Origin of the sequence: Halomonas sp. BL6 (assembly GCF_006228115.1) — a bacterium.
In the GTDB taxonomy this organism is placed as follows: domain Bacteria; phylum Pseudomonadota; class Gammaproteobacteria; order Pseudomonadales; family Halomonadaceae; genus Vreelandella; species Vreelandella piezotolerans.
Genome location: NZ_VDGL01000001.1, coordinates 508,854 through 521,298, shown reverse-complemented (window position 1 = coordinate 521,298; position 12,445 = coordinate 508,854). Strand labels below are relative to the sequence as shown.

14 protein-coding genes are annotated in these 12,445 nt (G+C 60.2%); 8 read left to right on the top strand and 6 right to left on the bottom strand.

The window, feature by feature from the left end; translation table 11 throughout:
- Positions 1–25 precede the first annotated feature (25 nt).
- Positions 26–304, bottom strand: coding sequence for a hypothetical protein (locus FHJ80_RS02480; RefSeq protein ID WP_139525463.1), 279 nt, complete (start codon positions 302–304; stop codon positions 26–28).
- Between the two features lie 176 nt (positions 305–480).
- Between FHJ80_RS02480 and FHJ80_RS02475 the strand changes: the two genes are divergently transcribed.
- A complete protein-coding gene (locus FHJ80_RS02475) occupies positions 481–963 on the top strand; it encodes a peptidylprolyl isomerase (RefSeq protein WP_139525462.1) in 483 nt (160 codons plus the stop codon).
- A 79-nt stretch (positions 964–1,042) separates the two neighbouring features.
- Here the strand turns inward: FHJ80_RS02475 and nikR are convergent, their stop codons facing one another.
- A complete protein-coding gene (nikR, locus tag FHJ80_RS02470; RefSeq protein WP_139525461.1) occupies positions 1,043–1,444 on the bottom strand; it encodes a nickel-responsive transcriptional regulator NikR in 402 nt (133 codons plus the stop codon).
- Positions 1,445–1,549: 105 nt separating this feature from the next.
- Between nikR and FHJ80_RS02465 the strand changes: the two genes are divergently transcribed.
- Genes FHJ80_RS02465 through FHJ80_RS02445 form a run of 5 tightly spaced genes read left to right on the top strand, consistent with a single transcriptional unit; the run spans position 1,550 to position 6,374 of the window.
- Complete coding sequence (locus FHJ80_RS02465; RefSeq protein WP_139525460.1) at positions 1,550–3,133, top strand: ABC transporter substrate-binding protein; 1,584 nt, start codon at positions 1,550–1,552, stop codon at positions 3,131–3,133.
- Entirely contained in the window at positions 3,124–4,104 is a 981-nt protein-coding gene (locus tag FHJ80_RS02460) for an ABC transporter permease (RefSeq protein ID WP_231125522.1), read from the top strand. Before FHJ80_RS02465 ends, FHJ80_RS02460 begins: the two co-directional genes overlap by 10 nt.
- Positions 4,101–4,898 (top strand): ABC transporter permease, encoded by a 798-nt coding sequence (locus tag FHJ80_RS02455; RefSeq protein WP_139525459.1) that lies wholly within the window; start codon positions 4,101–4,103, stop codon positions 4,896–4,898. The genes FHJ80_RS02460 and FHJ80_RS02455 overlap by 4 nt, the downstream gene beginning before the upstream one ends.
- Before the next feature lie 29 nt (positions 4,899–4,927).
- Positions 4,928–5,749 (top strand): ATP-binding cassette domain-containing protein, encoded by an 822-nt coding sequence (locus FHJ80_RS02450; RefSeq protein ID WP_139525458.1) that lies wholly within the window; start codon positions 4,928–4,930, stop codon positions 5,747–5,749.
- The gene (locus FHJ80_RS02445; protein WP_139525457.1) at positions 5,742–6,374 is read left to right on the top strand and encodes an ABC transporter ATP-binding protein; all 633 of its coding nucleotides are present in this window, start codon (positions 5,742–5,744) and stop codon (positions 6,372–6,374) included. The genes FHJ80_RS02450 and FHJ80_RS02445 overlap by 8 nt, the downstream gene beginning before the upstream one ends.
- Here the strand turns inward: FHJ80_RS02445 and FHJ80_RS02440 are convergent.
- The 4 genes from FHJ80_RS02440 to FHJ80_RS02425 all read right to left on the bottom strand — a co-directional run bounded on the left by FHJ80_RS02440 (position 6,342) and on the right by FHJ80_RS02425 (position 11,198).
- Complete coding sequence (locus FHJ80_RS02440) at positions 6,342–7,529, bottom strand: MFS transporter (RefSeq protein ID WP_139525456.1); 1,188 nt, start codon at positions 7,527–7,529, stop codon at positions 6,342–6,344. The genes FHJ80_RS02445 and FHJ80_RS02440 overlap by 33 nt on opposite strands.
- Before the next feature lie 37 nt (positions 7,530–7,566).
- The gene (locus tag FHJ80_RS02435) at positions 7,567–8,097 is read right to left on the bottom strand and encodes a C40 family peptidase (RefSeq protein WP_231125521.1); all 531 of its coding nucleotides are present in this window, start codon (positions 8,095–8,097) and stop codon (positions 7,567–7,569) included.
- A gap of 211 nt (positions 8,098–8,308) precedes the next feature.
- Positions 8,309–10,774, bottom strand: coding sequence for a YbeU/YbeR family protein (locus FHJ80_RS02430; RefSeq protein WP_139525454.1), 2,466 nt, complete (start codon positions 10,772–10,774; stop codon positions 8,309–8,311).
- A gap of 181 nt (positions 10,775–10,955) precedes the next feature.
- Positions 10,956–11,198 (bottom strand): GlsB/YeaQ/YmgE family stress response membrane protein, encoded by a 243-nt coding sequence (locus FHJ80_RS02425; RefSeq protein ID WP_139525453.1) that lies wholly within the window; start codon positions 11,196–11,198, stop codon positions 10,956–10,958.
- Positions 11,199–11,315: 117 nt separating this feature from the next.
- Between FHJ80_RS02425 and FHJ80_RS02420 the strand changes: the two genes are divergently transcribed.
- Positions 11,316–12,185, top strand: a complete 870-nt coding sequence (locus FHJ80_RS02420) for a D-hexose-6-phosphate mutarotase (RefSeq protein ID WP_139525452.1) — start codon at positions 11,316–11,318, stop codon at positions 12,183–12,185.
- Between the two features lie 58 nt (positions 12,186–12,243).
- Positions 12,244–12,435, top strand: coding sequence for a hypothetical protein (locus FHJ80_RS02415; RefSeq protein ID WP_058576924.1), 192 nt, complete (start codon positions 12,244–12,246; stop codon positions 12,433–12,435).
- Positions 12,436–12,445: the final 10 nt, after the last annotated feature.

The following is a 12,445-nucleotide window of genomic DNA, read 5'->3' as shown; positions in this document are numbered from 1 at the left end:
CCAGGAGTGGACTCGATGGCTCGACTTAGTGGGCCATGCTGCTTGCCCAATTGGCGAGCTTCACGATGATCAAGCCAATCACGGCTAGCAAGATCGCCACCAGCAGCACGTCTACCGGGCGAATCAGTGTCGTTGCGCCCAGTACGGCCAACGCCGCTACCCACAGGTAGCGGTTGTCACCATGGCTTTTCAGCACCTCGGGCAGCACTTTGTCCAACCCTTGGCTAACGCCGCTTTCCCAACGTTTATTAGCAAAATATGCAATCAGCGCGAAGGCGACAACCCAAATAAAGAAGATGGTCATAACGGACTCCAGCGAGTGTATGGCAGGTTAAAAATGGGTGGATGTAGGGTATCCCTGCACACCCCTAGGCGCAATAGCGCTAAAGGCGTGTGGGTGGAAAAACCCCGCCGCCCCCCTGACAAGCCGCTCCACACGCGTTACCATGTTGGGACATGCACTCACCGAAAGGTTATTCAATGCAAATTGCGCAAAACTCGGTTGTCGCGTTCCACTATACCCTGACCAACGATGCAGGTGAGGTGCTAGACAGTTCCGAAGGCCGCGAGCCGCTCACCTATCTCCACGGCGCTGGCAACATCATCCCAGGCCTGGAAAAAGAGCTCGAAGGCCGCGCTGCTGGCGACAAACTGAACGTCCAAGTCGCTCCGGAAGAGGGCTACGGTGAAGTTCAAGAACAGCTGATGCAAGAAGTGCCGCGCGATGCGTTCCAAGGCGTCGAGAGCGTCGAGCCCGGCATGCAGTTCCAAGCCCAGACCCAGGGTGGCCCGCTGATGGTGACCGTCAAGAAAGTCGAAGGCGATACCGTCGTCGTCGATGGCAACCATCCGCTAGCAGGCCAGCACCTCAACTTCGACGTTGAGATTGCGACCGTTCGCGAAGCTAGCCAGGAAGAAGTCGAGCACGGCCACGTGCACGGCGAAGGTGGTGTCGAGCACTGAGCGACTCGACGCGATCAAGGGGCGGCCACTGGGCCGCCCTTTTTTATGGATATCAGGTTTTCAAGTGGGCATTAGCGCCCTATTCGTCAGGAATCAGTACGAGCTGGCCGTAGCGCACGCTGCGCGATGACGTCACCTCATCGGAGAACTGCTTCAGTGCGCTCCCCTGCCCCTTCAATAGCGCCACCTCCAGACAACTATCGTGATTGATGTGCACGTGCAGCGTCGAGAGCGTCAAGTCGTGATGATCATGGGAGTGGCGAGTCAGCCGCTTGGAAAGATCTCGCGCCGCGTGATCATACACGTACACCAGCGCTCCCATGCACGGCGCATCAGGTGCAACCTGCTCTTTAGCCTGCGTCAGCCCGCTGCGGGTGAGATCACGAATCGCCTCCGAGCGATTTTGATAGCCGCGCAGCGCCATCAGCGCGTCGACGTCGCTTAACAGCTCTTCATCCAGCGTTACCGTTACCCGCTGCATACCCTCTCCTTCGCCGGTCTCTCATTGTGCATCGCCGCAACTTCCAGCGTTGATAGTATGATGTTATTGTAAAAACATCATATCAGCAGCCTTAAAAGGTGTCTTATGCGTCGCTCTATCATACTGGCTCTAGCAGCCACATGCGTAGCGCTAAGCGCGCCTGCGTTGGCCAAAGAGCAGCTAGTGCTAGCCATTGGCGGCGAGCCGGAACAAGGCTTTAACCCACTGCTGGGCTGGGGGCAGTACGGCAACCCGTTGTTTCAATCCACGCTACTCACCCGTGGCCAAGATTTGACGCCGCAACCGGGGCTGGCGACCGAGTGGTCGCTGTCTGACGATCGCCTCACCTGGACGCTCACTTTACGTACGGATGTGCGTTTTTCCGATAACACCCCGCTCACCGCTGACGATGTGGCCTTCACCTTCAATGCCGCCGCGGAGGCGGGTGGCCGTGCCGATCTCAGTGCACTGGAGAGCGCCCGGGCCATCGACGGCAACACGGTTGAACTGACGCTAAAGGCACCGCGCATTACCTTTATCGATCAACTCATGACGCTGGGCATCGTGCCTGACGCTGACCGGGACAATGGCTATAGCGAGGGTTACGGCAGACAGCCGTTAGGATCCGGGCCTTACCAGTTGGTCGAATGGCAAGAGGGCGAGCAGCTGATTGTTGAGCGCAACCCCTACTTCTATGGCCCCACGCCCATCTTTGAGCGCCTGGTGTTTTTATTTACCGATGAGGCCGCCACGCTCAGTGCCGCCCACGCCGGTGAGGTGGATCTCGCCGCGGTGCCACAAGCACTGGCGAACAACCTCCCCAGCCAAATGCAGCGGGTCATCATGAAGAGTGTGGACAACCGCGGCATTCTGTTTCCTATGCAGCCCGATGAAGGCGAACAGGCTGCCAACGGCGCTCCGATTGGCAATGACGTCACGTCTGATCTCGCCATCCGTCAGGCGGTGAATCTTGCCCTCGACCGCGAAACACTGGTGGACGTAGCGCTCAACGGTTTTGGTCGTCCGGCCTTTGGCCCGGCGGACGGCCTGCCCTGGAGCCAAGAAGGCGAGAAAGTGGCGGCGCCCAATTTAGCACGCGCTAATGCCCTACTCGATGAAGCAGGCTGGGTTCGCCAGGACGAAGACGGGCTGCGTTTTAAAGACGGCCAGCCAGCACGTTTTCGCCTGACGTACCCATCGAGCGACACCACGCGCCAACAGCTCGCCCAAGTGAGCGCTGAGATGGTGCGACCGCTTGGCATCGAGATGCAGCCCACCGGCCGCCACTGGGACGAGATTCAACGGGAAGCCCTCCATCAAGATGCCATTGTGTTTGGTTTCGGCAGCCATAGTCCGCAGGAGGTGTACTACCTGTTTCATAGCGAGCATGCCGGATTTGGTTTCTATAACAGCGGCTATTACGCCAACGAGACCGTGGATAAACACTTAGAGGCCGCTCAGGCCGCAGCAACGCCGGAAGCGGCCAACCCACTCTGGCAAGCGGCGCAGTGGGATGGCGACACCGGCTATGGGTTGCAGGGTGATACCAGTTGGGCCTGGATGGTCAACCTTGCCCATGTGTATGCCACCCACCGCTGCCTTGATCTGGGTGAGCTGGGCGTGGCCCCCCACGGACACGGCTGGCCGATAACAGCTAACCTGCTGGAGTGGCGCTGGTCGTGCGACTAGCCACCTGGTTCACGGCACGCCTACTGCGGTTGGTGCTGGTACTACTATGTGTCGCGGCCGTCTCGTTTGGGCTGATGATGCTCTCGCCCATCGACCCTGTCGATGCCTATCTTGGCCCGCAGATGGCCCAGGTAAGCCCGGAACAGCGGGCCTTAATCGCAGAGCAGTGGGGGTTTGATGCGCCTGCTATGGTCCAATTTAGCCACTGGCTGCGCCAGCTGCTCAGCGGAGAGCTGGGCTGGAGCCATATCTACAACCAGCCGGTCAGCGAGGTCATTGGCCAGCGCTTCCAGCGCTCGTTCTTCCTGCTGTTTGGCGCCTGGCTACTCTCACTCGCCCTGGGGATGCTCCTGGGCATCGCGGCAGGCAGCAAAGAGGGCGCTTGGCTTGACCGTCTGATTAGCGGCTATGCCTATATCACCGCCTCGACGCCCACCTTTTGGCTGGCCATGCTGGCGCTGCTGCTCTTTTCGGTCACCCTCGGCTGGACACCCACCTGCTGCGCCGGCCCCATGGGCGTTCTCAGGCAAGAGGTGGGCCCACTGACGCGTCTACATCACTTGATCTTGCCGATGGCGACACTGGCGCTGCTGGGTATGGCGACGATCACACTGCACACGCGTGCCAAGATGGTGGCGTTTATGCGCTCGGAGACGGCGCTGCACGCCTTTGCACAAGGCGCAAGCCGCTTCGATATCGCTTGGCGTCATGGCCTTCGCCATGCCAGCCTGCCCGCCATCACCCTGGCGTTTGCCTCTCTCGGCGAGCTGTTTGGCGGTTCCCTACTAATTGAGCAAGTCTTTGCTTATCCCGGGCTTGGTCAGGCCACTGTTGCGGCGGGTTTAAGAAGCGATGTGCCCCTGCTGCTCGCGATTGCGCTGTTCACCGCGCTGTTTGTCAGCATGGGCAATCTTATCGCCGATGGCCTTTACCAGTTAGCCGACCCGCGCATAGCGCAGGGGCAGCGATGAACCGCCAACCGCGCCTACTGGCAGCAGGCTACGCAGCAATGCTCTGCCTACTGGTGGCACTGCTGCTCAGCCACCATGTCTGGCTAGGTGATACGACTTTTCACATGCAATTTGAGGCGCGCTTAATGCCTCCTAGCGCCACCCACTGGCTGGGAACGGATGCGCTGGGCCGGGAGCTATGGGCACGCACGCTGGCCGGTCTTGCTCTGAGTTTTTGGGTAGGTCTTAGCGCCGCACTACTAGGCACGCTGATTGCCGTAAGCCTGGCGAGCCTAGCGATGCTGTCATCAACGCTAGATGCCCTGGTCAGCCTGCTGATTGATACGCTGCTAAGCGTACCGCACCTGATTTTACTGCTGCTGATTGCCTTTGCCCTCGGCGGCGGAACCCAGGCAGTGATTATAGCGGTCGCACTGACCCACTGGCCCAGTCTTGCCAGGGTGCTGCGCGCAGAGCTATTGAGTGTACGCCATGCCCCGTACGTAGCCATGTCGAAAGCATTCGGCAAACCCCACGGGTTTATTGTGTGGCACCACCTGCTGCCCCATTTACTGCCTCACTGCTTGGTCGGCGCACTGCTGCTGTTCCCCCATGCCATTTTGCATGAAGCCGCTCTGACCTTTTTGGGCGTTGGCCTGGACCCAACCCAGCCCGCCATTGGCGTACTACTGGCCGACGCCATGCGCTATCTCACTGGTGGCTACTGGTGGCTTGGCGTGTTTCCGGGGCTGGGCTTACTGCTCATGGTGCTGGCCATTGGGCGTTTTGCGGCCCTGCTGCGCCAAGCGCTGTAAGGCGATACGGTCTACCTGAGGAGTTTGCCATGCTGCATATCGAACGGCTGACCCTAGAACTGCCCCATTACCCCCGCTGGTGGCAAAGAGAGTGGGCCACCTGTATCGACGCGCTATCGCTGCACATAGCAGCGGGCGAAATACACGCGGTGGTGGGGGCATCAGGCGCAGGGAAAAGCCTGCTCGCCTACGCCATTATGGGACTGCTGCCGTCGGCGGCTAAGATGAAGGGAACGCTGCATTTTCACTCAGCGCCTTTAACCCCTGCGCGTCAGCGCCAGCTACGCGGCCATCAGCTAGCGCTGATTCCCCAATCACTAAGCGCCCTTGACCCTCTCGCTCGTAGCCAGCAACAGGTACGCTGGGCTGCCCAGCGCGTGGGGTTTGAACGCCCCGCCGCCGATCAGCGTGCCGAGGCGCTGCTCGGCCACTACCAGCTTAGCCACGCCGCCGCCCTCTACCCCCATGAGCTCTCGGGTGGCATGGCCCGTCGCGTACTCATCGCCATGGCCCAAGTGGGCAACGCGCACCTAGTGATTGCCGATGAGCCCAGCGTGGGTCTAGACCCCACACAGCGCGACCGCGTACTGGCAACGCTAAAGGCCATGGCACTCGAGGGCAAAGCAGTATTGCTGATTACCCACGACCTTCGCCATGCCCTGCCCATTGCCGACCGCGTCACCGTGATGCGACACGGCAAAGGCCTAGAGACCGCCCCCGCCAAAGCGTTTCAGGGCCAAGGGGAACGGTTAACCACCGCTTATGCACGCGCCCTCTGGCACGCGCTGCCGGATAACGCTTTCAGCACGCTGCCAGTCACCGCCTTGCGACAGGAGCCAACGCTTGCTTGAAGCCCATGGTGTCTCGTTTCACTTTCCTTCCGGCTTGCCGCTCCTGAAAGGAGTTTCCCTTCGGCTTGCACCTGGCGAATGGATCGGGCTCAGCGGCGACTCTGGGGCAGGAAAAACCACCCTGGGTAAACTGCTGGCAGGTCAGCTAGCCCCCCACGAGGGCCAAGTGACCATTGACGGCGCGCCGCTACCGACACAAGGTTTAAGCCCCGTACAGTGGCTTCCGCAGTCACCTGAGCTGGCGGTCAACCCGCGCTGGCGGGTAGGCAAGATAGTGAGAGAGGCATGGACACCCCCCGATACGCTGATGAAAGCGTTTGGTATTGAGCCGCACTGGCTCAAGCGTTTTCCCAGCGCCCTCTCTGGCGGAGAGCTACAGCGTGTATGCGTACTTCGCGCACTCGCCCCCGGCGTGCGCTACGTGGTGGCCGATGAAATCTCAACCATGCTGGATCCCATCACCCAATTAACCCTTTGGCAGGCGCTGCGCGCCCAAGCGGAACGCCACAACCTGGGCGTGCTGGTAATCAGCCACGATACGGCGCTGCTAAAGCGCCTGTGCCATCAACGGTGGCATTTGGCGGGTGGGCAATTAACGGCTGGTACGGCGCTCGAAGCGCCATAGGCCCACGCTAATGAACAGCGTCACGCAAAGCAGCAGCCACGAACCGATCGCCACGCCCTGCCACTGCGACCAGCGCCAAAAGGGCTCCAACCAAAAACCGCCAATGCTGGCACCTAGATAGTAAAACACGAGATAGAGCGCTGATGCGCTACCCCGCGCTCCTTGGGCATAGCGCCCCACCCAGCTAGACGCCAGCGAATGCGCCATAAAAAAGCCAAAAGCGTTAATGGTCAAACCCAATATGATCAGTGCCAGCGAGTCCGCCAAGGTCACAGCCGTCCCCAGCATCAGAATCACGATGCCTGCGCTAATACAGATGGCAGGTGAAAAACGCCCCGCCAACTTGCCGGACACCGTCGAACCAAAGGTACCGCCCAGATAGGTAAGAAAAATCAGCCCTAGACCGCTGGTCGCCAACTGATAAGGCGCATCCGCTAGACGAAAAGTGATATAGCTGTATTGGTTGATAAAAATCAGAAAGTTGATGCCGCCTAGACAGTAGGCGGCGAGCAGCACCGGTGAGCGCAGATGTCCCAGCAGGTCTGTCACTGCGTCACGCAAATGAAAACGTTTGGGCACGAAGGCTTGGCTGTTGGGCAGTAGCCGCCAGAAAAGCACACAGCCAACCAGGGTCATGGCTCCCACTGCAATAAACGCTGCCGTTGGCCCGCCGATGGCGGCGGCACCACCGCCAACGATACGTCCGCTGATACCGCCCAACGAATTGGCGCCGATATAGAGCCCGACGGCGCTCAGCAGAGCCGTCTTGTCGAACTCATCGCCCATCCAGGCAATGGCCACCGCAGGCAAACCTCCGAGCACGAAGCCTTGCAGCAAGCGCAGCAACAGCAAACTTTCGAAGGACGGCGCAAAGGCCAAGGCAAGCGACAGGCCACCGGCCAGGAGCAGCGTAAACCGCATGATGGCTTCCCGACCAATCGCGTCGGAGAGCGGCCCAAACACCAGCAGCGCCAAGGCCAGCGAGAGTGTCGACACCGACATCAGCAGGCTGACACCTAGCGTCGACACGCCATAGGTCTCTTTGAGTCCAGGCAGCAGCGGCTGCGGTACGTACAGGTTGATGAACACCAAAAACGACCCTAAACAGAGGGCCGCCGTCGCGCGCCACCAAGCGCGCGTCTTTGCTTCAATCATGGCCTTTCCAACGTGAACGGACGCTCACGGCGAACACTTACGGCATGAAACGGCTGCTGAGCTGAGCCAGATTGGTCGGCTCTAGCGCCCGACGCGACTGCCAGTAATAGCGCTGCCAATAGCTGTTGTCCAAGCTTGAGATGATCACCCCTTTGGAGGTGGACGCATGGAGAAAGTAGCCATTGCCGACGTAAATGCCCACATGGTTGTAGCGTCCCGGTGGGCGGAAGAAGACCAGATCGCCCGCCTGTAGCTCTTGGCGGTCGATCGGGCGTCCCTCATGCACTTGATCTTGGGTGGAACGGGGTAACTCGACGTCAAAGGTATCGCGGAATACGTTTCTCACCAGGGCAGAGCAATCGATCCCTCGATCCGTCGTTCCTCCAATCCGATAAGGCGTTCCGGCCCACCGCTGATGCTGCTCTAGAAGCGCTTGGCGCACGACTGTTGGCGGGGGTGTCTGCAGACTGCGAAGATGCGCATCGATGGGATCAACGGGCGACATTTGAGGATTGGCGCCCTGCATGCCGGGAAGCGACATCGAGAAGTAATCCTCGGGGGGTTCCATACCCTGGCGTGAGGCGGAGCCCGCACAACCAGCTAACAAAGCAACGACGACACAAACACTTACAACACGGACAGCGGTCACAGCGGGGTGTGGCGACGCAACCATGCGATTAACCTCGTGACTGAAGAAAAAGTGGAAAAGACCCAAGCATGAGAAAACTCATTTTTTACAAACCCTGGACTATAAGCTAGTTATCCTATGCTTGGCGAGCCTAATGTAAGATTCGTTGATCACCCGGCAGCGTATCGATATGCAGCGGCGCGAAATGGCGCGGCTTGTTGCCTGGAAAATCCAGGCTCGCCCAGGGGCCGGCCAGCACTGGCGCGCCGCATAACCAAGCCACCAGCGCTTGACGAAAACCGGCCAAGAAACTCTCTCGTTCCGGGGTGTCGCCCATGAAAAACGAAAACCCTGCGTACATGCCCGCCGCATACTCCTGCCAACCCGAGTAATGATCCGCCGCCAACTGATAGGCGCGGTCGAGCACGTTCGCGAACGCTGACTTGTCGAGCCAACCTAGCTGACGTGCCGCAATGGCGAGATCGACGAGCTGGGCAATGTCCCAGGCGGCCATATCCACGTCATTACAACCATCTTCGTTGGTACTCACTCGGCGCAGGCGCAACAAGTGGTGACGCTCCTCTTCGCCGCAGTCGCCGGACTCCAATATGGCGATCTCAGCCGCCAACCGCTCCGGGTTCAGCGTGTAGGGCGCGTAGTTGATCTGGTACTCCTGCCGATCTCCCGCCTCCAACATGAAGGTCAAAAACTCCTGCATGTCGTCGGCGCTAGAGAGGTGATAGTGGCTCTCTACCCATTCGCGAATGTCGGCGCACTCACGAGGACTTTCCAACTGTGGCTCGCTCCAGACCGCGCTGTTCAGCGGCCCCACCAGCGACATCGCCGTGAAGTGGGTCAATGTAGGTCTCTCACCCGGTTCGCACCAAGCATCGGGGCGCCAATCTAGCCAGTGGAACAGGCTGCCAGGATCTTCCAAATGCCATGCGATTTCATTGATCAGCGAATCATGCTCGGGCTCTGGCAGGCAACTCTCCCAGGCAAACCACGCCTCTAGCAGACGCTTGGGCGACGCATAAAAGCGACACAAGCAGCTACGTAAGGCGCTAGCGTGTTGCATGAGCGGTTCGCGCTCGAACAGACCACTGTCGAAAGCCATATGCAGATAGAAGGCAAATTTCTCCGCCATGTGAATCGTCGCGGCGTGGCGGCTCACGCCTTTTACCGCGTTGCGCTGTTTGAGCTCATCGGGGGTCGGCTGACCAAAGCGCGTCTGCGACGGTGGCAATACGCCATGGGCGGCATCCGCAGCCAGCTGGTTAAGATGGTGCGCCTGGGCAGGTAGCCAGTAGCGCGCCAGCACTTGGTGGCCCTCATCGGCATGCAGCCCCAGAGAGTCTTGAAGGTAAACGGCGGCATCTGCCCTGCGCTGTTCGGCGATCGGCGCTGACGGATCGAGTTGCCGCAACATGACCTCCGGCTCGCGGACGCCCGCCAACGCGAGCAGCCAATGGTGCGGCGTATGACGCCATGCTTTGATGCGCGCCCGCGAGGCATCACGGGTCGGCTCGTCCAGTAACGCCCCCAGCGAGTGTTTCCAAGGGCTGTGGGGCGCGTGCATGAGCAGCTTATGACGCGCGCTAGGCGTCATCCCCCGGCGATCGACGCCCTCGAAGAGGCTTTGCCCGCGAAGGTAGGCTTTCAGTACAGCATGCCAGTCGTGGTAACGGCGCCCGACGAGATCAGCCGCGTGGGCCGCCAGGTCGTCCGCTTCCACCTGGCTTAGCCAGCCGCAGCAGGCACCGGCCCAGGCAAGCTCCACCAATCGCAGCCAATCCCAGGCAGCCCACTCCAGCGGCTCGCCCTGATTGACGAACGTGGTGAGCACCGGCGCGTAAGGCGCATCGTTCACCGCGCCCCGTTGCCACTCTTGGCGCTGAGCATGATCCATGGTTAGCAGTTCGCGGGCTTCGATATCCCAGCGCTGGCGCTCGCCCTGGGCACTGAGCCAAAGCATCACTTCCAGTAACTGCTCACGGTCGTGAATCTGCCAAACACGCGCCAACCACTGCGTGGCGTCGGGCCAATCGGCGGTGCTGGCTGGATAGCACACCAGCGGGCGGAACAGTGCGCCCAACCGCCAGGGCTGGGCTGCAGCAGACTGAGGCCACAACGATGCTGGGGCGCCACGCTCGGCGAGCGCGGCATCCAGCGCCTGCCAGGTAACACCTTCACCTTCACTCTCTAGATCCGACAACGCTTGGCAGGCATCGATAAAACGGTCATCGGCACCGGTTTCCCAGCCTTTAGCACCTAAGGCGCGGCGCAGGTCGGCCAGCCACGCTCGCTGATCGCCGTAGTCGGCGGTGATGCGTCGTATTAGGTGGTGCGCCCAGTTCGCCGCCTGCGCCTGACTCAACCAGCCTGCTGCTCCCGCCAGGGCTGACCACTCCAGCGCGCCCAGCAGTTGGTCGGCACCCCCCGATGGCGCACCAAGGGCAAAAAATAGCTGGTCTGCCAACGCGCCACGATCTGTCATACCCAGTTCCAGCAGGCGCTGCTCCGCTGCAACCGCATCCACCGCCAGTGGATGCGGCGTAAAAGCCCAGTCACACAGCACCAGCTGTTGAGCCCACCAGGTAGTTAGTGCGTCGACCAAAAGACACCTCGAAGAAACAGAAAGCGATCCATGAAAGCCATCACCCATCGGAGCAGCCAGTCGCGGCTGCTAAAAGCCGAATAGTGTAACGGAATCTGCTGCCAAGACCGATAGCCGCCGCACAAAACAGCGCTGCCCGGCACAAAGGCCGGGCAGCAGATACCACTTAGCGTGAGAAACGCTAGGCGCTTTTAACTTTACTAATGACCCATAACAAGACCACGGCCCCCACGGTCGCCGTGACGAGCGAGCCGATGAAGCCGCCCGCCTGCAGCCCCAGCAGGCTGAATAGGAAACCACCGACGAGCGCACCGACCACGCCGACGCCAATGTTACCGAGCACGCCAAAGCCGCCGCCACGCATGATGTTGCCGGCGATCCAGCCAGCTAAACCACCAATGATTAACCACGCAATAAAGCCCATACTACCTCCTTGGTTTCACTCAGCTTGGGGTTTTACCTTCCATCTATGCTTGTCCTACCATAGCACACGGCGCTACTGTTCTGCCTATTTGTTGCCTTTGCCCACAAGGATTCCCCTATGATTCCCGACTCCCTTAAACAGCTACTTAGTCATGTTGATGGTCATCAACGCGTCACCTGGGAAGGCCGTGACGTTACGCTCTTCAACATGGCCTGGGGGGAAATGGTCATTAGCATGCAAGGCGCACAGGTGCTGCACTTTCAGCCGACAGGCGACACTGGCTGGCTATGGGTAACGCCAACGCCCCAAGCGCTGCCCGGCGCGATCCGTGGCGGCATCCCGCTCTGCTGGCCTTGGTTCGCCGACGAGCGCTACGCTGACGAAAGCCCCGAGCGTAACGGCCCCTTTCATGGGCTTGCCCGTCACGCCATGTGGCGCCTGGACGCCGTTGACGACCACGCCGAAGGCATCGAGGTCCACCTCTCGCCAGAAGAGCGTCTGCATAGCCAGCTCACCGCGCGCGTGGTGATTCAAGCCAACGCCCAGCGGCTCAACGTCGAGATCATCAGCGAAAACATCGGCGATGCCCCGATCAAGACCAGCGGTGCGCTGCACAGCTACTTGGCTGTCCATGACGCCCATCAGTGCCGTTTAGAGGGCCTGGCGGGGGCGCGCTACCTGGACAAGCTGCGCGACTTTGCCGAGTCTGAGCAGCAGGGCACGCTGGCGATTCGTGGACCGGTCGACCGTATTTATCACACCAACGAAGCCGTGCTGCTCGACGACGGTCAGCGCACGCTGCGCATCGGCAAACAGTCCAGCGACTCTACGGTGATCTGGCACCCGGATAGCGAACTGCCCAACGATACCCCCGCTGACGCCGCCAAGCACTTTGTATGCGTCGAAGCCGCCAATACTCGCCTTGATCCCGTTTGGCTGGTTCCCGGAGCACAGCACTTGCTAGGGACGACAATAAGCCGCGGTTAATGATCGGTTCATCGAGGCTTTGCTATGATCATGCCACCAATATCCCCAAGGAGAGACGATGGATCCGCAGCAATGGCTGGAGGCCGCCACGCTGGCCTTTAACCTAATCGGCATGGTGGTGTGCTTGGTGGGTTTGACCCTTGCGCAAAAAATGCAGCGCCGCTGGCCCGGCTATAGCCTTGCGGTCGTTGGCTTCATCATTGCGACCCTGCCCATGCTCTCTCAGCTGGTCTTGATGTGGCAGCGCTAGCGCGCTCATC